Source organism: Mesorhizobium monacense (assembly GCF_056781675.1).
This window is the reverse complement of sequence record NZ_CM165567.1, coordinates 6,213,625-6,234,146: the sequence shown is the minus strand read 5'-3', so window position 1 is coordinate 6,234,146 and position 20,522 is coordinate 6,213,625. Positions and strand designations below refer to the sequence as shown.

The following is a 20,522-nucleotide window of genomic DNA, read 5'->3' as shown; positions in this document are numbered from 1 at the left end:
CTCCGCACCATCCTTGATTCCGGCCCGCGCGCCCGCAGCCGAAGGCAAGGACGCGCAAGCGAAGAAGCGTCCGGTCAGTTCATCGTCGGGATGACGAACTCCGCACCGTCCTTGATGCCGGACGGCCAGCGCGAAGTGACCGTCTTGGTCTTGGTGTAGAAGCGGAACGCGTCCGGGCCGTGCTGGTTGAGGTCGCCGAAGGACGATGCTTTCCAGCCGCCGAAGGTGTAATAGGCGATCGGCACCGGGATCGGCACGTTGACGCCGACCATGCCGACCTGGACCCGCGAGGCGAAGTCGCGCGCGGCATCGCCGTCACGGGTGAAGATGGCGACGCCATTACCCATCTCGTGGTCGTTGGCGAGCTTGATCGCGTTCTCGTAGGTCGGCGCGCGCACCACCGAGAGCACCGGCCCAAAGATCTCTTCCTTGTAGATGCGCATGTCGGCGGTGACGTTGTCGAACAGGCAGCCGCCCATGTAGTAGCCGTTCTCGTAACCCTGCATGGAGAAGCCACGGCCGTCGACGACCAGGCTGGCGCCTTCCTTGACGCCGATGTCGACATAGCCCTTGACCCGCTCCAGCGCCTGCGCCGTCACCAGCGGGCCGAAATCGGCGGAAGAGTCCGTCGACGGGCCGACCTTCAGGCTTTCGACGCGCGGGATCAGCTTTTCCATCAGCCGGTTGGCGGTGTCGTTGCCGACCGGCACAGCCACCGAGATCGCCATGCAGCGCTCGCCGGCCGAGCCGTAGCCGGCGCCGATCAGCGCATCGACGGTCTGGTCCATGTCGGCGTCGGGCATGATGATCATGTGGTTCTTGGCGCCGCCGAAGCACTGCACGCGCTTGCCGGCCGCGGTGCCGCGCGAATAGATGTAGTGGGCGATCGGCGTCGAGCCGACGAAGCCGACGGCCTTGATGTCGGGATCGTCGAGGATGGCGTCGACCACTTCCTTGTCGCCATTGACGACATTGAGGATGCCAGCCGGCAGGCCGGCCTCGAGAAACAGTTCGGCGATGCGGATCGGCACGCCCGGGTCACGCTCGGACGGCTTCAAGATGAAGGCGTTGCCGCAGGCGATCGCCGGGGCGATCTTCCACAGCGGGATCATCGCAGGGAAGTTGAACGGGGTGATGCCGGCGACGACGCCGAGCGGCTGGCGCATCGAATAGACATCGATGCCGGGGCCGGCGCCGTCGGTGAATTCGCCCTTCATCATATGCGGCGCGCCGATGCAGACTTCGACCACTTCAAGGCCGCGCTGAATGTCGCCCTTGGCGTCGGCAATGGTCTTGCCATGCTCGCGCGCCAGGATATCGGCCAGCTGGTCATAGTCCCTGGCCACCAGTTCGAGGAATTTCATCAGGACGCGAACGCGGCGCTGCGGGTTGGTGGCGGCCCATTTCGGCTGTGCCGCCTTGGCGTTCTCGACCGCCGCGCGCAGTTCCGCCTGCGAAGCCAGCGCCACCGTGCCACGCACGGAGCCGTCCATCGGCTGCATGACATCCTGCTTGCGGCCGCTGGTTCCGGCGACATGCTTGCCGCCGATGTAATGACCGTACTCGATCATGATCTCTCTCCCTTTGTTTGGATGAGGCATTGTCCGCCTTTGCCGGGGTGATGGCAACGCGAGCCAGAACGCAACCGTTGTGCGGAAAATAGAGTGCGCTCGACGGCTGTGCATCAAATCCCGCAAATGATAAGTGTTGTTCGATTGCTGTAAGGACTGAACGGTTGCGTTCCTTCACACCCCCCTCCGGCCTGCCGGCCATCTCCCCCGCAAGGGGAGAGATCGGCAGCTTCAGCGCACCGCTCATTCTTGCCACGATGGAGATTGGCGAAAGCCGGGATGACATCCAATCTCCCTTGCCGGGGAGGTGTCCGGCAGGACAGAGCGGAGTGGGCAGGAACGCGGCGCTCGTTGCCAAGGCGGCCCCCCATGAACTGGGATGACGTCCGCATCTTCCTCGCCGTGGCGCGCGCCGGGCAAATCCTCGGCGCCGCCAGGCGGCTGGAGCTCAACCACGCCACCGTCTCGCGGCGCATTGCATCACTCGAGGATGCGCTCAGGACAAAACTCTTTCGCCGGCTGACCACCGGCAGCGAACTGACGCCGGCCGGCGAACGCTTCCTCGACATCGCCGAGCGCATGGAGAGCGACATGATCGCCGCGCGTTCGACGGTGGCCGGCGAAGGCGACGACATCTCGGGCACGGTGCGCATCGGCGCGCCCGACGGCTTCGGCGTCGCCTTCCTGGCCAAGCACCTCGGCCAGCTGACGACACTTCACCGCGAGCTCACCATCCAGCTGGTGCCGGTGCCGCGCTCCTTCTCGCTGTCCAGGCGCGAGGCCGACATCGCCATCACCGTCGAGCGGCCGACCGAGGGACGGCTGGTGGCGGGAAAACTGGTCGACTACACACTCGGTCTGTTCGCCTCCCGCGCCTATGCCGAGGCGCATGGCCTGCCGCAAACGGCCGCCGAGCTTGGCTCACACAACCTGATCGGCTATGTGCCCGACCTCATCGTCAGCCCCTCGCTCGACTATGCGGCCGAGTTCAGCGCCGACTGGCGCACCAGCTTCGCCATTTCCTCGGCGCTCGGCCAGGCCGAAGCCGTGCGCTCCGGTGCCGGCATTGGCATCCTGCACACCTTCGTCGCACGCTCGATGCCGGAGCTGGTGCCCGTCGACATCGTGGCCCCGATCCGCCGCGCCTACTGGCTGGTCTATCACGAATCGGTGAGGCCGCTGCGCCGCGTCCAGGTGGTCGCCAATTTCATCACCAAGGCAGTGGAGCGCGAGCGAACGCTGTTCGTCTGAGCGCCTTGCCCTTGCCACAAAATCGGCCAGTGTGGCATCAGCCACCGAGCGGCAAAGCGCCGGGTGGCACATTTTCGAAAGCTGGCGCGGAAACAATGCGAGCCGTTCTTGCCATCCTGCCGCTGGTTCTCCTTTCGAGCTGCGCCAACCCCTGGACCAAGGTACCCGAAGCGGAATTGCCGAAGCCGATCCGCTATGCCCTGGCCCGCCCCTCGCCTTTCGTCTTCGGCAATTATTGCGGACCGGGCACGCGCAGCGGCGACCTGTCGTTGCGGCCGGTCTCCCGCCTCGATGCGGCTTGCCAGAGCCATGACGCCTGCTACATCGCCCGCCACAATCATTGCGATTGCGACGGCGCGCTTGTCGCCTCGGCACGGACGATCCGTGACGACAAGACCGCGCCGAGGACCATGCGCAACGAGGCTGAGCTTTTGATCGCCACGTTCGCTGCCCCCGTCTGCAAGGTGTTTCCGCAAGGCTTCATGCCGCCACGCGATCCCGCCCAGCTCAAGGCGATGAACGGGGCGACAGGGTGAATCAGCGCAATATCGGATGCCTGGTGCTGGCCTGGCTGGCGCTGGCAGCGCTGGCCGGTTGCGCCAGCCCGCATCATCGCACATGCGACTTCTTTCCCGGCGAAACCGCCTGCGCGCGCCCGTCCCTGTCGGCCAAGGCGCCTGGACCGGAAAACGCGGCTGCCCAGTATTTCGGCGAGTCTGGCGAGAGCGATTACGAGAAGCAGTTCCTGGCGCTGCTCGCCCACAACGAGATCGGTGCCATGGACCGGGCGAACGGCACAGGCCCCTTCGGCCACGACCGCCACGACATCGCCAACAGCGATTTCCAGGCGACATACCGGACGCTTGAGCGGCTGGCGAAGCCGGTTGCCACCACACAGGTGCCGCCGACGGACGGCAAGCCCGGTGAAAGCCACTTCACGGCGCGCTGGCGGGTGTCGCGGCAGACGCTCTATGTCGACGCCGCGGCCCGGCCTTCCGAGCCCAAGACGTTCGGCTTTTCCGGCCTGCAGGCGCGCTCGGTCGAGATCGTGCTGCGCCAGGCCGGCAGCCAGCCCGTAGACATCGGCGGCTACTGCGACGGAGCGCTGGCGATCCGCGCCGGTGGCCGCTCCCGCACCATGGAGCGGGGTTCGGCATTCAGCTTCCGCCTGCCGGCGAGCGACACGTCCATCAGCCTGTTTCCGGACGAGACGCTGAACCGCTGCGACTTGAAAATCCGCTCCATCCTGGCGCTGGCCGGCGCACCGCTCACCATCCTCCGCGAAGAGACCGCCGATCCGCCGCTTGCGGCACTCGACAGCCTTTACCAGCGTTGCCCGGAGCCCGCTCCGGCCGGGCTGGGGGAACTCGACCGCGTCTTCTACGCCAGCCGCTGGCTCTCGCAGACCTGCGCGATGCCGCTCGCTGAGCCGCGCCTGCTGCGCAAGTCGCGTGATGGTTTCAACGCCAAGGTCGAAGCCTTGCTGGGCGCAAGGCTGCCGGACAGCGCCTTCGACAAGGGCGATCCCGAACTGCCGCTCGATTTCTCGCGCGCGCCAAAACTCGAGCTGATCTATCTGTCGTCGCTGGAATTCAAGGCGGATTTTTCCGGCCGCATCATCGAACGGCTGATCCGCCACCACGCCGCCCTGGGCACCAAGGTGCGCATCATGGTGACCGACGTGCTGGAGCGCGAGAAGGACGACGCCATGCTGCACCGGCTGGCGGCGGAGTTCCCCAATGTCGAACTGCAGGAATACCGCTGGCAGGCCGACCGCGGCGCACCGATCGACGAGCAGCTGTCGCAGCTGCACAAGACCCACCACGTCAAGATGCTGGCGACGCTGGCCGAAGACCCCGGCCGCTCGCGCGTCATCATCGGCGGCCGCAACATCCATGACGGCTTCCTGTTCCACAGACCGGTCGACCTGTCGCGCTACCCCTACCTGCAGCAATACGGCAAGACCGACGGTTTCTCGCTGAACTACTATTCGAACTGGAGCGACTTCGACATCGAGATCGCCGACCCGGCAACAGTCGAAACGCTCGCCGCGCATCTTTCGACCCTGTGGCTGGACGATGCCGACACCAACATCTCCCGGCCGTTCTCCATCTCCGTCCGCTCAGGCAGCCGACAACCGTCAGGCGTGGCGCGGCATTTCATTTCCGTACCCTATGAGGACGGGCATGCGCTGGAGAATTACTTCGTCGAGCTGGTCGACACCGCCGAGCACCACATCCAGATCGTCAATCCCTATCTCAATTTGACGCCAAAGCTCGCTCTGGCCTTCGACCGGGCGCTGGCGCGCGGGGTGAAGATCGATATCGTCGGCCGCATCGACCTCAAGGGCGACATCGGCGGCAAGTTCCTCACCGCGCTCAACAAGCTGTTCGTCGAGAAATATGGCGACCGCATCGACATCCGCGAATTCAAGGCGCCGGACGTCGTGCTGCATTCCAAGATCATGATGATCGACGAAAGGCTGGTGATGATCTCGTCGGTCAACCTCAACAACCGCAGCTTCTTCCACGACTCGGAAAACGGCATGATGGTGCTCGATCCCGCCTTCTGTCGCCGCATGAAGCCGGTCTATGACGACTATCTCGCCCATTCGAACCCGGTATCCACCAAGGTGACGATCCCCTGGGCCCACCGGCTGCTGTTCTCAGAGGGCTGGGTGAAGCAGGCGTTTTGAACATCAGCGGAGCAGAAGAAGCGCTCTGTAGCGATCCTGCTGTCCCTCCAGCCTCGACAGACTCGCCGCGCCTCTATTTCAGATACCGGTCCGGGCTGAGGTCGCGTGCGTTGATCTCCGGCACCCGGTTGGAGATGATGTCGGCCAGCACCCTGGCCGAGCCGCAGGCCATGGTCCAGCCCAGCGTGCCATGGCCGGTATTGAGGTAGAGGTTGGACAGTTCGCTTTGGCCGATCAGCGGCGGCCCGTCCGGCGTCATCGGCCGCAGGCCGCACCAGAAGCTCGCCGCCTTGAGGTCACCGCCGCACGGAAACAGATCGCCGACCGAATGCTCCAGCGTGCGCCGGCGCGTTTCGTGCAGCCTGAGATCGAAGCCTGAAATCTCGGCCGTGCCGCCGACGCGAATACGGTCGCCAAGCCTGGTGATCGCCACCTTGTAGGTCTCGTCCATCACCGTCGAGACGGGTGCGGCGGCGGCATCCTTGACCGGCACCGTGATCGAATAGCCCTTGACCGGATACACCGGGATCGGCCGCTTCAGCTTGCGCATGAACTGGGCCGAATAGCTGCCCATCGCCATCACATAGGCGTCGGCCGATCGTCCACCCTTGTCGGTGTTGATGTGTTTGATGCGATTGCGGGTCCTGACGATGTACGAGATCGTCGTCCCGTATTCGAAGGTGACGCCGCGCGCCACGCAGAGCTCGGCCATCCGGTCGGTGAACATCTTGCAATCGCCGGTTTCGTCGCCGGGCAGCCTGAGGCCGCCGACGAATTTCCCGCGCACGCCGGCTAATGCCGGCTCGGCTCCGATGCAGCCTTCGGGATCGAGGAGTTCATAAGGGACGCCGTATTTCTTCAGCACCTCGACGTCGCCGCCGGTGCCGTCGAGCTGCTTTTGCGTGCGAAACAGCTGCAGCGTGCCTTTGGTCCGCTCGTCATAGGCGATGCTCGTCGTCTCGCGAAGCGCCTTCAGCGTATCGCGGCTGTATTCGGCTAAAGGCACCATGCGCGACTTGTTCAGCGCGTAGCGCTCGGCCGTGCAATTGCGCAGCATCTTGAGCAGCCATGTCCACATATGCGGATCGAAGGCGGGCCGCACCACCAGCGGGCCATGCTTCATCAGAAGCCACTTGATCGCCTTCAGCGGAATGCCAGGCCCCGCCCATGGCGAGGCATAGCCGGGCGAGACCTCGCCGGCATTGGCAAAACTGGTCTCCAGCGCCGGCCCCTTCTGCCGGTCGAACACCGTCACCTCGTGGCCGGCCTCGGCGAGATAATAAGCGGTGGTGACCCCGATCACACCGCCGCCCAACACGAAGATCTTCATCGCATAGCTCTCCACGACGACGTCTCGTCAGGCCGGGTCGTCATGCTCTGTCTGCCGGATTTTCGAGCGCCCGCCAAGTACCGCGTTGCTACCCGTTCACATAGCGCCGGTAAAAGCGAGGCCCGAGGCTGGTCAGGATCTCATAACCGATCGTGTCGGCATGGCCGGCCGCCTCATCGACGCTCTGCGACGGGCCGAGCAGTTCGACAAGGTCGCCATCGCCGAGCGTGCCGGCCGGCAGCGCGGAAATGTCGAGGATGATCGAATCCATCGACACCCGTCCGAGAAAGGGCAGCCGGACAGCGTCGAACCAGGCGGCGGAAGCGGCGCGGCGATGCCAGCCGTCGGCATAGCCGAGTGAGATCGTCGCAGCTCTCAACGGGCCGGTTGCGCGAAATGTGTGGCCATAGCCGACGCCGGCACCCTTTTCGAGGCTGCGCGTCTGGACGACCTTCGCCTGCAGCCTCACCACAGGCAGCATCGGGTTCGGTTCGCCCGGCGTCGGGTTGATGCCGTAGAGCGCCGCCCCCGGGCGGGCAAGGTCGAAATGAAAGGCCGACCCCAGGAAGATGCCGGAGGAATTGGCAAGCGAGGCAGGGGCCTCGGGCAGCATCTTGCGCAGCCGTTCGAAGGCCAGCCACTGCCGCTCATTGGCCGGATGCTGCGGCTCGTCGGCGCAGGCGAGATGGCTCATCACCAGGACGACGTTGACGCCGTCGAAAGCGCGCGGATCCTGGCTGATCACCTCCACCTCCGCCGGCTGCAGGCCGAGCCGCGACATGCCGCTGTCGACCTGGATGGCGGCCGGCAGCTTGCATCCGGCCTGCTGGCCGGCGTTGCTCCAAGCCTTCAGCTGGCCGGCGCTGTTGATGACGGGAACGAGGTCCGCCGCAACCGCCTCTGCTTCGGAGCCTGGCGGCAGGCCGTTGAGGACATGGATCGCCGGTCGGGGTCCGAGTGCCCCGCGCAGCGCCAGGCCTTCGGCGAGCAGCGCGACGAAGAAAATGGTGCAGCCCTCGGCCGACAGCGCCCTCGCCACGGGGGCCGCCCCCAGGCCATAACCGTCGGCCTTGACGACGCCGGCGCACGGCACGCCGCCCAGTTGTGCCTTCAGCCGCCGGTAGTTTTCACGGATGGCGCCGAGATCGATTGTCAGGATGGCGCCGGCCACCGCTTCGCTAACAGGTTCGCCTGGTGCGGCGATGCTCTCGGGAAGGTTTTTGGAGGCGTCGTTCATGCCGACCCTGTGTGAAGCAGCTCAGCATCCATAAGACCACGAAACCGACGCAGCGACCATGCGCGATCGCGATGACAGCGCTTCTTACGCCACCAGATGCCGGAACGCCGCCACCACGTCCTCATAGACCTTGCGCTTGAACGGCACGATCAGGTCGGGCAAATCCCGCATCGGCCGCCACGCCCATTGGTCGAACTCGGCCGTGTGGCCGCCCGGTGGCGGGTTGATCTGGATCTCGCTCTCGTCGCCGTGAAAACGATAGGCGAACCATTTCTGAGTCTGGCCGCGATAGCGGCCCTTGAAGGCGATGCCGACCAGATGCGCCGGCAGGTCGTAATTGATCCAGTGCGGCGCCTCGGCCAGCAGCGAGACGCTGCGCATGCCCGTCTCCTCGTAGAGCTCCCGTTCGGCCGCCGCGAGCGGGTCCTCGCCCTTGTCGATGCCGCCCTGCGGCATCTGCCAGAGCTGCGTGGTGCCGGCGAACTCGCTGTCGGGCTCGGCGATGCGATGACCGACCCAGACCAGCCCCTCGCCATTGAGGATCATCAACCCAACGCAGGGACGATAAGGCAGTGTCTCGGGATCGATTTTCTTCTTTGACATCAGTCGGATTTCCAGCCGTTTTGAGAGTTCGCTCCGGCGAGGCAGCGGCGAGCGGTTTTGAGAACGGCTGCTAGCCTTTTTGCGGATCGATGGCCACCGCTGAAATCGGCACGATCTCGATGCCGCGCTTCTTGGCTTCCGTCACCCAGGACGACACCGTGTCGACCGTCAGATCGAAAGCCGAGCCGATGCCGACGGCGGAGCCCTTTGCCCGCGCTGTGGCCTCGAGCTCGTCCAGCTTCTTCAGGATGGCGCCGCGATCCTGCACCGCATCGATCGACATGTCGCCGGCGACGAACGGCACGCCGTCCTTGAGCGCCAAATCGGGTGCCAGGCTGCGCGCCGACGAACCGTCATCGACATAGGCGAGGCCGCGCTTGCCAAGCTCGGCCATGAACGGCCCCATCGCCGCGGAATCGGCCGAGAAGCGGGCGCCCATATAGTTCATGACACCGGTATAGTTGGTCGTCCGCGACAGCGCCCAGTGCAGGCTCTTCAAATTCTCGTCCGGGCTCGCCGCCACCGTCAGCGTGTTGCGGCCGGGATTGACGTTGGGATAGTCGAACGGTTCGAGCGGTACCTGCATGACGATCTCGTGCCCGCTCTGTCTGGCTGCCTGCATCCAGCGGCCGATGCTGTTGCCTTGCGGCGCAAAGGCCAGCGTCACCTCGGCCGGCAGCTTGGCGATGGCCGCCTGGGTACCGGTCTGTGACACGGCGAGCCCGCCGATGACGATCGCCACGCGGGCACCGCGCGATCCCGACCACGGCCGCGCATAGACGTCGAACGGACGCCTGCCGTCGGCGGCGCGCATCGGCAGCGGCCCGGTTTCGCTGGTCTCGATCAGCGCCCTGTCGGGAATATGCGCGATCTTCAGGTTCTGGCCGACCGTCGAGGGGTCGCGAATGACGATCACTGCCTTCGGCGGACCGTCGCCTTCTTCCGTCTGCACATGGATGATCTGCGGCCCGCCAGTCTTGGGCGGGGCTTCCGTTTTCGGTGCCGCCGGTGTCGCCTCGGCAACCGGCGCTGTGGCCGTCACCTTCGGCGTCGAAACCGCGACCTCTTCCGGCTTGCGGAACGGCTTTTCGCGCAGCGCGATCGCGCCGGAGATACCGACAACGGCCAGCACGGCGAGCGTGGCCCCGACCGCGCCGGCGCTGAACCCGCGCGACGCAGTGCGCGGCGGCCGGATCGTCTGTCCGAGCGGGCGTTCGATGTCCTTGCCGATGTCAGCCAAGTTGTGTCCCCGGAAGCACGACTCTTAAGTGAAAGTCACTTTTTTCGAGACATGCTGCGCAAAAATTCGCAATCGCCGGCACGTTAACCCAGACGCGTGGCGCTCCAACCGCGGCCCCCCGAATCAAACTGCCGGAGCCTCGCGGCTCCGGCAGCATCGCATTGCTTCGTTCAGGCGACCAGAGCTGTTTAGCCGGCCGCTCCAAGCCTTACTGGTTCAGCACGGCCTTGTCCGGATTCGGCGGGAACGCCGGATCGGTCTTCTGGCCACGCAGCAGCTCTTCGGCATAGATCAGCTGCAGGTCGTCCTTCGGTTCCGGCGGCACATAGGCGGCCGACCCGGAGCCGGTCGAACCCTCGTCGGCACCCTTGATATGGCCCTTGAGGTCCGATTCGCCGCGCGTCAAGTCCCTGCCTTGCAGATCCGGCGGCAGCGGCTGCTCGACCTTGATGTCGGGCGTGATGCCCTTGCCCTGGATCGACTTGCCGGACGGCGTGTAATAGAGCGCCGTCGTCAGGCGTAGCGCGCCGTTCTCGCCGAGCGGGATGATGGTCTGCACCGAGCCCTTGCCGAAGGACTGGGTGCCGACCACCGTGGCGCGGCGCAGGTCCTGCAGCGCGCCGGCGACGATTTCCGAGGCGCTCGCCGAACCGCCATTGACCAGCACGATCAGCGGCTTGCCCTTGATGTCGTCGCCCGGACGGGCGTCAAAGCGGGTGACGTCCTTCGGATCGCGGCCGCGCGTCGAGACGATCTCGCCACGGTCGAGGAAGGCGTCGGACACGCTCACCGCCTGGTCGAGCAGGCCGCCCGGATTGAGGCGCAGATCGAGCACGTAGCCCTTGAGCTTGTCGTTCGGCACCTGCTTCTTGATGCTGTCGATGGCGTTCTCGAGGTCGTCATAGGTCTTCTCGGTGAACGACGTGATCTTCATGTAACCGATGTCGTTCTCGACCCGGAACTTGACCGCCTTGACCTTGATGATGTCGCGCACGACGGTCAGCTCGATCGGCTTGTCGGCGCCTTGGCGCAGGATGGTGAGCTTGATCGGCGTGTTGACCGGCCCGCGCATCTTCTCGACCGCGTCGTTGAGGGTCAGGCCGCGCACCTCATCGCCGTCGATCTTGGCGATGTAGTCGCCGGCAAGCACGCCTGCCTTGGCGGCCGGCGTGTCGTCGATCGGGGTGATCACCTTGACCAGGTCGTTTTCCATGGTGACTTCAATGCCGAGGCCACCGAATTCGCCCTTGGTCTGCACGCGCATGTCCTGCGCCTGCTCCGCATTCATGTAGGAGGAGTGCGGATCAAGCGAGGTCAGCATGCCGTTGATGGCGTTTTCGACCAGCGACTTGTCATCCGGCGGCGTCACATACTGTGCCCGGACGCGCTCGAAGATGTCGCCGAAGATTGCCAGCTGCTTGTAGGTCTCGGAGCCCGCAGCGTTCGCCGTTGAGCCGGGTGCGCCGTAGACCAGGCTCATCGCTGATGCGCCCATCAGCGCACCGGCAAACAGAAGCGACAGTTTCCGCATCATTTCACGTCCTTCCAGAAAAACGGTCCGCCCACCATGGGGCTGGATCGACGGGTTTTCCATCCTTGCGGAACTCGACATAGAGTTCCGGCGTGGCATTTCCATTCTTCGAGGCCGAGGTGCTCGCAACCCGGGCCTCCCCCATCGCGCCGACCGGCTCTCCTGCGAGCACCGGCTGGCCAGTCGCGACGCTGATTCTGCTCATCCCCGCCAGAACGACATGATAGCCGTCGCCTGCGTTCAGGATCAAGAGTTGACCATAGGAGCGAAAAGGCCCCGCATAAAGCACATTTCCATCCGCCGGTGCAGTGACGATGGCGCCCGATTGTGTCGCAACCATGTCACCAAGCATCACCGCGCCGTTACCGTCATCGGTGCCGAAACGCTGTTTTATCCTGCCGATGACCGGCAGCGCGATCTGCCCCTGCAGCGCCGAAAACGGCGCCGAAGCGGTCAGCCGATTGCCTTCCGGCACTGGCAGCGCAGCCAGTTCCGTCTGCGCCGGAGCCCCTGCTTGTGCGGGAACGCCTTGAACCGGAGCCGTGTCGCCGTCAGCCGATTTCTGCTCGCCCGCCTTGGCCTGGTCCGCCGCCTTGCGCGCCTTGTCGGCCTCGAGCGAGGCGATCAGCTCCTTCAGGCTACCGGCCTTGGCCGCCAGTGTCTCGGAGCGCTGCTTTTCGGCCGCCAACGCCGTTTGCGTGTCGGCTTCCAGCTTCTGCTTGGCTTCGAGCAGCATGGTGAGCCGTTTCTTTTCCGCCGTCTGCTCCCCGACTGCAGCCGTCAGCCTGGCACGTTCGGCCTCGATCGAGGCCGTCACCCGCGTCTGTTCCTTGAGGTCGGCCAGCAATATGTCGGTCTGCTGGCGCAGTTCCGGCACCACGGCGCCCAAGAGGATGGCGCTGCGCACCGACGACAGCGCGTCCTCCGGCTTGACCAGGATTGCCGGCGGCGGATTGAGCCCCATGCGCTGCAGCGCGCCCAGCACTTCGGCCAGCACGTCGCGCCGCCCGTTGAGCGAGGCGCGGATTTTCTGTTCCTCGCCCTTCAGCCCTTCCAGCTTGGCGCCGATGTCCTCGATGTCCTGGCCGAGCTTCTGCTCGGTCATCGCCGACTGGATCAGCGCCGCGGTGATCGAGGCATGATCCTTCTTGACCGCCGCTATGTCGGCCGCGAGCCTGGCCAGCCGCTCGGAAGACAGCGTGATCTCCTTCGAGACCTGTTCGTACTCGGCGCGGCTCTTGTCCGGATCTGGCGCCAGGTCGAGCGTGTTCTCGGCCCTGGCGGCACCGAGCGACAGCACGAACGTCGCCGCCGCAATACCGCAGCCGCGCAGAATGCTTGCTCTGGTTCGTCCAATTTCAGACATTGAAGCCCGACTCTATGCGTGGCTTCGTTAACGAACAATCAACCATGTTCGATAGGTTTGCCAATGGCGCACAATCTGCCGCTGCATTGGGGCGGAATTCCGGGCGGAGGCGCCGATGCACAGGATTCGGCCTGGTCTATGAGCGATGATATGGATGCCCCGAAAGGATGGTGACGATCCGGTAGAGCTGTTCGCCCAGCATCACCCGCACCAGTTGGTGCGGCCAGGTCAGCGCGCCGAACGACACCACCAGATCGGCCTGGTCGCGCAGCGACTGGTCGTGGCCATCGGCGCCACCGATGGCGATGACCAGCGCCTTGCGGCCGCCGTCGCGCAGCAGCCCGATGCGGCCGGCGAAATCCTCGGAGGAAAAACTTTTGCCGCGTTCGTCGAGCAGGATCAGCGCGGTGCCTTGCTGCAGCTGCGTCTGCAGTCTCTGGCCTTCTTCGCGCCGCCGCTCATTGGCGGTCTGGGCGCGGCCTTCGGCAATCTCGACAACGCCTGAGAATTCGAGCCCGATCGGAGGGCCGCTCTTGGCGAAGCGCTCGAAATAACGGTCGGCGAGCAGCTTCTCGGGGCCGGCTTTCATCCGACCCACGGCATGAACCGCAATCTTCATCCCTGCCTCGAAGAGCCGTCGATGCATGCACAACGGCATGCATCGAAACAGATGCGGCTCAGTGGAGCGTCTCTTCCTCGAGGTCCGGCGCCTGCCACATCTTTTCGAGATTGTAGAATTCGCGGACTTCGGGACGGAAGACATGGACGATGATGTCGCCCGAATCGATCAGGACCCAGTCGGCACCGGCCAGCCCCTCGACGCGCGCCATGCCGAGACCGGCATCCTTGAGCGCCTTGAGCAGGTGATCGGCGACAGCCGAGACATGACGGTGCGATCGGCCCGATGCGACGACCATATAGTCGCCGAGGCTCGATTTCCCCTGAATGTCGATTGAGACGATGTTTTCGGCCTTGGAGTCTTCCAGACTGGCAAGGACTGTCTTGATGGCGCGGGACACGGCGTCGTTTACGCTGATCCCGGCCGGCGAAGGCACGATGTCGGCCTTCTTCCGCAGTGCTGTTCTCAGTGTATTTCCTTTCGCAGCAAGAACAACCAAATCACCCGCCAAATCAGGTGACACCCCCTAGATAGGCAGAGTTCCGTTGCAGTTTCAAGACGGGGGTCGCTGCCGTCGCCAACGCGGTTCCCTTCGACTGGTTCCTCGCACCGATAAAAATCGGAACTTTTGGCGACTTGTGCGGGTTATCGACTCGCCCTCCCAACCGGATTTCCCAACATGCCTATCGACCCCCAGAACACCCTCCTCACTATGCAGGCGGGCCTTGCCCAACTCAGCACCCTGATCGTCTCCTACTCCTTCTCGGCCATCGGCGCCGTTATCCTGCTCGCCGTCGGCTATATCGTGGCCGGCCTCGCGGAGCGCTCGATCTTCGCCGGCCTGAAACACATCCATGGCTTCGACGCGACGCTGCGCCATTTCTTCTCGAAAATCGTCCGCTACGCCATCCTGATCCTCGTCGTCATCATGGTGCTCGGCCAGTTCGGCGTGCAGACAGCGTCGATCATCGCCGCCGTCGGCGCCATCGGCCTCGCCATCGGCCTGGCGCTGCAAGGCACGCTGCAGAACATCGCCGCCGGCATCATGCTGCTGGCGCTCAGGCCGTTCCGAATCGGCGAGTATGTCGAGGTCGGCCCCATTTCCGGAACCGTCGAGGAAGTCGGCCTGTTCGCCACCAGGCTGCGGACGGTCGACGGCGTCTACGTGCTGGCGCCCAATTCGACCCTCTGGAACCAGCCTGTCCGCAACTTTACCCGCAACGGCGTCCGCCGCGCCGACATCACGCTGACCATCGGCTCCTGGAACGACATCGATTTCGCGCAAAAGACGATGCTCGGTGTCGCGGCCGCCGAGCGGCGTGTCAGGCGGGAGCCGGCGCCGATCGCCTTCGTCTCGACCGTCGACGACACCGGCGTCGCCGTTGCCCTGCGCTATTGGACATCGGCGGCGGATTTCTTCGCCACCCAGATCGATCTCACCAAGCGCATCAAGCAGGCCTTCGATGCCGAAGGGCTTTCGGTTCCCGCGCCGCCGCCGGACGCGCAGCGGCCGGAACCCTCCAGCACCCGGCAATAGCGAGGCACCTTCAGCTGTCGCGCTGCTGATCCGGCGCGAAGGCAAGCTCCACCGGCAACGGCGCCTGCGCGCTCATCGGCGCGAAGCTGCCGGTTTCGGTCGTCGGCACCGGCTGCGTCGTCACCACCCGCCAAAGCACGAACAGGCAGAAGACCGACGCTATGACGATCGCCACATAGATGAAGGCCTGTGTCCCATAGAAGGCGGAAAGCCCGGTCACGATGCCCGGCACGAGAAAACCCGACAGCGACCAGGCAAACAAAAGCGAACTCGACAACGCCACCATGTCGTTCTTGCTGGCGCGATCGGCGGCATGCGCGCTGGCCAGCGAATAGATCGATTCCGAAGCGCCGTCCCACACGATGTAGATCACCACCAGCGCCGCCAGCGCGCCGCCATCGAAGCCGATGGCAAGCACGCCCGCCGCCACCGCGAGCGCGGCAGCGGCGATCAGCACATAGCGCCGGTCGGTGCGGTCTGAGATCCAACCGAGTGGAACCTGCAGGATCAGCGTCCCGATCGGCATCGCCGCCAGGAGCAAGGCCACGTCGGCCTGGCTGTAGCCCTTGGCCGTGGCATGGATCGGCGCAAAGCCCGCGATCGCCATCGACAGGCCGCCGACAGCCAGCATGCCGGCGACGCCGACCGGCGAGATCCGCCAGGCACGGGCGAGCGCCACCGACGCGGCCTGTGGCGGCGGCGGCTGGGCAAGCCGCGTCATGCCGACCGGCAGGATCGACAGCGCGGTGAAGGCGATGCCGATCAGCGGCGCTTCCGCAGTCGCGATGTCGACGGCCGCCAGCGTGGCATAGCCGACGCCGAGCCCGGCGACATAGGCGACATAGAACACCGCCATCACGCGACCTCGAATGCTGTTGGCGACGGCATCGTTCAGCCAGCTCTGGGCGACGATGAACAGGCCGCAAATGGCAAAGCCGTAAAGCGCACGCGCCGCGATCCAAAGCAGCGGGTAGGTCCCGGCACCGATCGCCGCGTTGGAGAGCGCGATCAGCGCCGACAGCACCATGAAGGCGCGCGCATGTCCCACCCTTCGCACCAACGGCCCGGTCAGGATGCAGCCGGCGAGGCCGCCGGCCGAAAGCCCGGTGATGATCAGCCCGGCCCAGGTCGGATCGAAGCCGCCGGCGCCAAGGCGAACCGGGATATAGGCGAACATCAACCCATTGCCGACCGCGATCAGCGCCATCGACAGCACGACGCTGGTAATGGCGATCAGCGGCGCCGGCGGGTTGCCATCTTCCGGACCGGTTTCGAATTGATTTTTCTTTGAAATCGCCATGTCCGGTCAGGATCGCCTACCAGACGGACAAACGCAGCCGCAAATGCGACATGGCCGGGCGGCCTGGCTCAGTCTTTCGCAGCCTTGCGGATGGCGCTCGACGACAGCGACGAGCGCGGACCGTGGATGAAGGTCCAGGCCGGCGCCTTCATGCGGGCGAGACGTGGCGCGTCACCCTCGTCGACGCGGGCATAGTCGAAGGTCTTGGCGACGACCGACGACAGGAAGGAGAGCGTGGCACCTGGCCGATCGATGACGGCGATCGGGAAGGTCATGACGATCTGGCGCCAGCGCTGCCAGCGGTGGAAGTTGCGCAAGCTATCGGCGCCCATGATCCAGACGAAGTCGACGCCGGGATTGCGCGCCTTGACCAGTGCCAGCGTATCGGCGGTGAAGCGCACATGATGCGCGGCCTCGAAGGCGGTGACCTTGATCTTCGGGTTCTTGGCGATCTGTTCGGACTGTTGCAGGCGCTCGTTGAGCGGCGCCAGCTCGCGCGCGCTCTTCAGGGGATTGCCGGGGGTCACCATCCACCACAGCTGGTCGAGCGCCAGCCGTCTCAGTGCGATCTCGGCGACCAGCGCATGGCCGGCGTGCGGCGGGTTGAACGAGCCGCCGAACAGGCCGACCGCCACGCCCCTGCCGGCATGTGGCATCTTGAGATGCGAATGTCCGACGCCTGGCCAGGACTTGGAAATATCGCTCAAGGCCGTATCTGGCCAGACCCGCGCACGCGGTATTTGAACGAGGTCAGCTGCTCGACGCCGACCGGGCCGCGCGCGTGCATCTTGCCGGTGGCGATGCCGATCTCGGCACCCATGCCGAACTCGCCGCCATCGGCGAACTGGGTCGAGGCGTTGTGCAGGAGGATCGCCGAATCGATCTCGTTGAAGAAGCGTTCCACCACCTGCGCATCCTCGGCGATGATTGCTTCGGTGTGATGCGAGGAAAACGTCTCGATATGCTCGATCGCGCCGGCGATGCCGTCGACCAGTTTTACCGCAAGGATGGCATCGAGATACTCGGTAACCCAGTCGGCTTCGGTCGCCGGCTTGGCGTCGAAGAACAGCTTCATCACCTCGGCATCGGCATGGATCTCGCAGCCCGCCGCGCGCAACGCGTCGAGGGTCGGCACCAGATGGGTGGAAGCGACGGCACGGTCGACCAGCAGCGTCTCGGCGGCGCCGCAGACGCCGGTGCGCCGCATCTTGGCATTGACCGCGATCCTGACCGCCATGTCGAGGTCCGCCGAGCGGTCGATGTAGAGATGGCAGATGCCCTCGAGGTGCGCGAAGACCGGCACCCGGGCCTCGCTCTGCACCCGCCCGACCAGGCTTTTGCCGCCGCGTGGAATGATGACGTCGAGATTGCCGGAAAGGCCCTTCAGCATCTCGCCGACGGCGGCGCGATCGGTGGTCGGTACCAGCTGGATGGCATCCTCGGGCAATTTGCCCGCCTTCAGCCCTTCAACCAGGCAGGCATGGATGGCGGCCGACGAATTCAGCGAATCCGAACCACCGCGCAGCACGACCGGATTGCCGGCCTTGACGCAGAGCGCGCCGGCATCGGCCGTCACATTCGGACGGCTCTCATAGATGACGCCGACGACGCCGAGCGGTGTCCGCACCCGTTCGATATGCAGGCCGTTCGGCCGGTCCCATTCCGCGATGACATCGCCGACCGGATCACGCAATTCGGCGATTTCGCGGATGCCCTCGGCGATAGTGCGGATGCGCGCCGGATCGAGCTTCAGCCGGTCCATGAAGGAAGCGGAAAGCCCGGACTCGTGGCCGTTCGAGATGTCGATGGCGTTGGCGTCGAGTATTTCCTGCTCGCCGCGCAGGATCGCGTCGGCCATGGCGACGAGAGCGGCTTTCTTGGACGCGGTGGTGGCAATGGCCAGCGGTCGGGCGGCGGCACGGGCGCGATGGCCGATATCGGCCATCAGCGCGACAGTGTCATCCCCGGATTTTTCATGCAGCTTCAGCATGGCTCATCCTCCGCTGGATACTTGGTCACCGGCCAATACTTGGTCGCTAGAGTGGCTCACCACAAGGTCGTCGCGGTGGACCATCGCCGAACGCGCCTCGTAGCCGAGCACGGTTTCGATCTCGGTCGTCTTCAGGCCTGCGATCCTTACGGCATCGGCGGCATCATAGGCAACCAGCCCACGCGCGATCTCGCGGCCCTCCGGCGACAGGATCGCCACCGTGTCGCCGCGCGAGAAATTGCCGCTGACCAGCTTGACGCCGGCCGGCAGCAGCGACTTGCCCGACAAGAGTGCACCGATGGCGCCGGCATCGACGGTCAGCCGTCCCGCTGGTTCGAGCTGGCCGGCGATCCAGGTCTTGTAACCCTTGACCGGATTGGCGCTCGGTCGGAAGAAGGTGGCCCGCTCGCCGCGTTCGATAGCCATCAGCGGCGACAGCCGCGTACCGGCAGTGATGACCATGGCGGTGCCGGCGGCGGTGGCGATCTTACCGGCGTCGAGTTTTGTCCGCATGCCGCCGCGCGACAGCTCGGAAGCAGCGGCTCCCGCCATGGCTTCGATATCGGGCGTGATGCGATCGACCACCGGAATGAATTTTGCTGCGGGGTCGCGCGCCGGCGGCGCGGTGTAGAGCCCGTCAATGTCAGAGAGCAGCACCAAAAGATCAGCGCCCATCATCGTCGCCACCCGCGCGGCCAGCCGGTCGTTGTCGCCATAGCGGATCTCGGAGGTCGCCACCGTGTCGTTCTCGTTGATGACCGGCACCGCCTTCATCTTGAGAAGCGTCGAGATCGTCGCCCGCGCGTTGAGGTAGCGGCGGCGCTCTTCGGTGTCGCCCAGCGTCAGCAGGATCTGGCCCGATTTCAGGCCGCCCTTGCCGAGCGCGTCCGACCAGGCGCCGGCCAGCGCAATCTGGCCGACGGCGGCCGCCGCCTGGCTCTCTTCGAGCTTCAGCGCCCTTTTTCCGAGGCCAAGGATGGAGCGGCCAAGCGCGATGGCGCCGGACGACACGACCAGAACTTCGGCGCCGCCATTGGCGAGCACCGCGATGTCGTCGGCCAGCGAATCCAGCCAGTCGCGCTTCAGGCCGCTGGCGCGGTCGACGAGCAGCGCCGAGCCGATCTTGACGGTGATGCGCCGGTATTTCTTCAGCGACTGCATGGTCATTGCCAGCGCGTGTCGACCGGCGCGGCGACCTTGTCGCGCGCCTCGGCCACGATGGCCATCAGCGCCCGCTGCACCGCTTCGACGCCCTCGCCGGTGACGGCCGACAAAAGCATCGGCGCGCGGCCGGCGGCGCGTTTCAGCGAAGCCGCCTTCTTCTTGCGCTCATCGGCATCGAGGATGTCGACCTGCGACAGCGCCACGATCTCGACCTTCTCGATCAAGCCATTGCCATAGGCGTCGAGTTCGGCGCGCACGGTCTTGTAGGCCTTGCCGGGGTTTTCCTCCTGCGCCGAGACCAGATGCAGCAGCACCCGCGTGCGCTCGACATGGCCCAAAAAGCGATCGCCGATACCGACGCCTTCATGCGCGCCTTCGATCAGGCCGGGAATGTCGGCGATGACGAATTCGCGGCCGTCAATGCGGGCGACGCCGAGGCCGGGATGCAGCGTGGTGAAGGGATAGTCGGCGATCTTCGGCTTGGCGGCTGTGACCGCCGCGAGAAATGTCGACTTGCCGGCATTGGGCAGCCCGACCAGGCCGGCGTCGGCAATCAGCTTCAGCCTGAGCCAGATGTTCATCTCCTCGCCCGGCAGGCCGGGATTGGCGCGGCGCGGTGCCTGGTTGGTCGATGTCTTGAAATGCTGGTTGCCGAAGCCGCCATTTCCGCCCTTGGCCAGCAGGAAGCGCTGGCCGACCACGGTGAGGTCGCAGATCAGCGTCTCGTTGTCTTCCTCGAAGACCTGGGTTCCGGCCGGAACCTTCAGCGTCACGTCGGCGCCCTTGGCACCGGTCATGTTGCGGCCCATGCCATGCGTACCGGTCTTGGCCTTGAAATGCTGCTGGTAGCGATAATCGATCAGCGTGTTCAGCCCGTTGACCGCCTCCAGCCAGACATCGCCGCCGCGGCCGCCATCGCCGCCATCCGGCCCGCCAAACTCGATGAATTTTTCGCGCCGGAACGACACCGAACCGGCGCCGCCGTCGCCGGAGCGGATGTAAACCTTGGCCTGATCGAGAAATTTCATCGGATTTTCGGGTTTCTGCTAGTGGGCTTGCGCGATTGCTCTAAACCAAGGCGAGGCGAA

The 20,522-nt window shown here is 65.2% G+C and carries 18 protein-coding genes; 4 read left to right on the top strand and 14 right to left on the bottom strand.

Annotated features, from left to right (window positions below; genetic code table 11):
• Nucleotides 1–74: 74 nt before the first annotated feature.
• Complete coding sequence (locus AC1RUK_RS29920; protein WP_436169658.1) at nucleotides 75–1,571, bottom strand: CoA-acylating methylmalonate-semialdehyde dehydrogenase; 1,497 nt, start codon at nucleotides 1,569–1,571, stop codon at nucleotides 75–77.
• Between the two features lie 369 nt (nucleotides 1,572–1,940).
• On the opposite strand from AC1RUK_RS29920, the gene AC1RUK_RS29915 reads away from it, so the two are divergent.
• The 3 genes from AC1RUK_RS29915 (at nucleotide 1,941) to AC1RUK_RS29905 (ending at nucleotide 5,517) form a co-directional block, all read left to right on the top strand.
• Nucleotides 1,941–2,822, top strand: coding sequence for a LysR family transcriptional regulator (locus AC1RUK_RS29915; RefSeq protein WP_481837750.1), 882 nt, complete (start codon nucleotides 1,941–1,943; stop codon nucleotides 2,820–2,822).
• A 95-nt stretch (nucleotides 2,823–2,917) separates the two neighbouring features.
• Nucleotides 2,918–3,358, top strand: coding sequence for a phospholipase A2 family protein (locus tag AC1RUK_RS29910; RefSeq protein WP_481837751.1), 441 nt, complete (start codon nucleotides 2,918–2,920; stop codon nucleotides 3,356–3,358).
• Nucleotides 3,355–5,517, top strand: a complete 2,163-nt coding sequence (locus AC1RUK_RS29905) for a phospholipase D-like domain-containing protein (protein WP_481837752.1) — start codon at nucleotides 3,355–3,357, stop codon at nucleotides 5,515–5,517. The genes AC1RUK_RS29910 and AC1RUK_RS29905 overlap by 4 nt, the downstream gene beginning before the upstream one ends.
• Before the next feature lie 73 nt (nucleotides 5,518–5,590).
• On the opposite strand, the gene AC1RUK_RS29900 is transcribed toward AC1RUK_RS29905, so the two are convergent.
• The 8 genes from AC1RUK_RS29900 to rsfS all read right to left on the bottom strand — a co-directional run bounded on the left by AC1RUK_RS29900 (nucleotide 5,591) and on the right by rsfS (nucleotide 13,942).
• A complete protein-coding gene (locus tag AC1RUK_RS29900) occupies nucleotides 5,591–6,847 on the bottom strand; it encodes a D-amino acid dehydrogenase (RefSeq protein WP_481837753.1) in 1,257 nt (418 codons plus the stop codon).
• A gap of 88 nt (nucleotides 6,848–6,935) precedes the next feature.
• The gene (alr, locus tag AC1RUK_RS29895; RefSeq protein WP_481837754.1) at nucleotides 6,936–8,084 is read right to left on the bottom strand and encodes an alanine racemase; all 1,149 of its coding nucleotides are present in this window, start codon (nucleotides 8,082–8,084) and stop codon (nucleotides 6,936–6,938) included.
• A gap of 84 nt (nucleotides 8,085–8,168) precedes the next feature.
• Nucleotides 8,169–8,687, bottom strand: a complete 519-nt coding sequence (locus tag AC1RUK_RS29890) for an RNA pyrophosphohydrolase (RefSeq protein ID WP_481837755.1) — start codon at nucleotides 8,685–8,687, stop codon at nucleotides 8,169–8,171.
• A 70-nt stretch (nucleotides 8,688–8,757) separates the two neighbouring features.
• A complete protein-coding gene (locus AC1RUK_RS29885; RefSeq protein ID WP_481837756.1) occupies nucleotides 8,758–9,927 on the bottom strand; it encodes a divergent polysaccharide deacetylase family protein in 1,170 nt (389 codons plus the stop codon).
• Nucleotides 9,928–10,135: 208 nt separating this feature from the next.
• Nucleotides 10,136–11,461 carry a S41 family peptidase gene (locus AC1RUK_RS29880; protein ID WP_481837757.1) on the bottom strand — a complete coding sequence of 442 codons (1,326 nt, stop codon included), beginning with the start codon at nucleotides 11,459–11,461 and terminating at the stop codon, nucleotides 10,136–10,138.
• 1 nt (nucleotide 11,462) lies between these two features.
• Entirely contained in the window at nucleotides 11,463–12,824 is a 1,362-nt protein-coding gene (locus AC1RUK_RS29875; RefSeq protein ID WP_481837758.1) for a murein hydrolase activator EnvC family protein, read from the bottom strand.
• 136 nt (nucleotides 12,825–12,960) lie between these two features.
• A complete protein-coding gene (gene rlmH, locus AC1RUK_RS29870) occupies nucleotides 12,961–13,443 on the bottom strand; it encodes a 23S rRNA (pseudouridine(1915)-N(3))-methyltransferase RlmH (RefSeq protein WP_481837759.1) in 483 nt (160 codons plus the stop codon).
• A 58-nt stretch (nucleotides 13,444–13,501) separates the two neighbouring features.
• A complete protein-coding gene (rsfS, locus tag AC1RUK_RS29865; protein ID WP_425277683.1) occupies nucleotides 13,502–13,942 on the bottom strand; it encodes a ribosome silencing factor in 441 nt (146 codons plus the stop codon).
• 180 nt (nucleotides 13,943–14,122) lie between these two features.
• Between rsfS and AC1RUK_RS29860 the strand changes: the two genes are divergently transcribed.
• Nucleotides 14,123–14,980 (top strand): mechanosensitive ion channel family protein, encoded by an 858-nt coding sequence (locus AC1RUK_RS29860; RefSeq protein ID WP_481837760.1) that lies wholly within the window; start codon nucleotides 14,123–14,125, stop codon nucleotides 14,978–14,980.
• A gap of 10 nt (nucleotides 14,981–14,990) precedes the next feature.
• On the opposite strand, the gene AC1RUK_RS29855 is transcribed toward AC1RUK_RS29860, so the two are convergent.
• The 5 genes from AC1RUK_RS29855 to obgE form a co-directional block, all read right to left on the bottom strand.
• Nucleotides 14,991–16,280: an MFS transporter gene (locus tag AC1RUK_RS29855; RefSeq protein WP_481837761.1), complete on the bottom strand. Its 1,290-nt coding sequence runs from the start codon at nucleotides 16,278–16,280 to the stop codon at nucleotides 14,991–14,993.
• Nucleotides 16,281–16,348: 68 nt separating this feature from the next.
• A complete protein-coding gene (locus AC1RUK_RS29850; RefSeq protein ID WP_481839357.1) occupies nucleotides 16,349–16,936 on the bottom strand; it encodes a nicotinate-nucleotide adenylyltransferase in 588 nt (195 codons plus the stop codon).
• A 47-nt stretch (nucleotides 16,937–16,983) separates the two neighbouring features.
• Nucleotides 16,984–18,225, bottom strand: coding sequence for a glutamate-5-semialdehyde dehydrogenase (locus tag AC1RUK_RS29845; RefSeq protein WP_481839358.1), 1,242 nt, complete (start codon nucleotides 18,223–18,225; stop codon nucleotides 16,984–16,986).
• Between the two features lie 48 nt (nucleotides 18,226–18,273).
• A complete protein-coding gene (gene proB / locus AC1RUK_RS29840) occupies nucleotides 18,274–19,431 on the bottom strand; it encodes a glutamate 5-kinase (RefSeq protein ID WP_481839359.1) in 1,158 nt (385 codons plus the stop codon).
• A 2-nt stretch (nucleotides 19,432–19,433) separates the two neighbouring features.
• Nucleotides 19,434–20,462 (bottom strand): GTPase ObgE, encoded by a 1,029-nt coding sequence (gene obgE, locus AC1RUK_RS29835; protein WP_481837762.1) that lies wholly within the window; start codon nucleotides 20,460–20,462, stop codon nucleotides 19,434–19,436.
• Nucleotides 20,463–20,522 lie beyond the last annotated feature (60 nt).

Excerpts from the sequence above, each read along its gene's own strand:
- AC1RUK_RS29920 (WP_436169658.1), bottom strand. The coding sequence starts at position 1,571 with ATGATCGAGTACGGTCATTACATCGGCGGCAAGCATGTCGCCGGAACC.
- AC1RUK_RS29915 (WP_481837750.1), top strand. The coding sequence starts at position 1,941 with ATGAACTGGGATGACGTCCGCATCTTCCTCGCCGTGGCGCGCGCCGGG.
- AC1RUK_RS29910 (WP_481837751.1), top strand. The coding sequence starts at position 2,918 with ATGCGAGCCGTTCTTGCCATCCTGCCGCTGGTTCTCCTTTCGAGCTGC.
- AC1RUK_RS29900 (WP_481837753.1), bottom strand. The coding sequence starts at position 6,847 with ATGAAGATCTTCGTGTTGGGCGGCGGTGTGATCGGGGTCACCACCGCT.
- alr (WP_481837754.1), bottom strand. The coding sequence starts at position 8,084 with ATGAACGACGCCTCCAAAAACCTTCCCGAGAGCATCGCCGCACCAGGC.
- AC1RUK_RS29890 (WP_481837755.1), bottom strand. The coding sequence starts at position 8,687 with ATGTCAAAGAAGAAAATCGATCCCGAGACACTGCCTTATCGTCCCTGC.
- AC1RUK_RS29880 (WP_481837757.1), bottom strand. The coding sequence starts at position 11,461 with ATGATGCGGAAACTGTCGCTTCTGTTTGCCGGTGCGCTGATGGGCGCA.
- AC1RUK_RS29875 (WP_481837758.1), bottom strand. The coding sequence starts at position 12,824 with ATGTCTGAAATTGGACGAACCAGAGCAAGCATTCTGCGCGGCTGCGGT.
- rlmH (WP_481837759.1), bottom strand. The coding sequence starts at position 13,443 with ATGAAGATTGCGGTTCATGCCGTGGGTCGGATGAAAGCCGGCCCCGAG.
- AC1RUK_RS29860 (WP_481837760.1), top strand. The coding sequence starts at position 14,123 with ATGCCTATCGACCCCCAGAACACCCTCCTCACTATGCAGGCGGGCCTT.
- AC1RUK_RS29855 (WP_481837761.1), bottom strand. The coding sequence starts at position 16,280 with ATGGCGATTTCAAAGAAAAATCAATTCGAAACCGGTCCGGAAGATGGC.
- AC1RUK_RS29850 (WP_481839357.1), bottom strand. The coding sequence starts at position 16,936 with ATGCCACATGCCGGCAGGGGCGTGGCGGTCGGCCTGTTCGGCGGCTCG.
- AC1RUK_RS29845 (WP_481839358.1), bottom strand. The coding sequence starts at position 18,225 with ATGGCCGATATCGGCCATCGCGCCCGTGCCGCCGCCCGACCGCTGGCC.
- proB (WP_481839359.1), bottom strand. The coding sequence starts at position 19,431 with ATGCAGTCGCTGAAGAAATACCGGCGCATCACCGTCAAGATCGGCTCG.
- obgE (WP_481837762.1), bottom strand. The coding sequence starts at position 20,462 with ATGAAATTTCTCGATCAGGCCAAGGTTTACATCCGCTCCGGCGACGGC.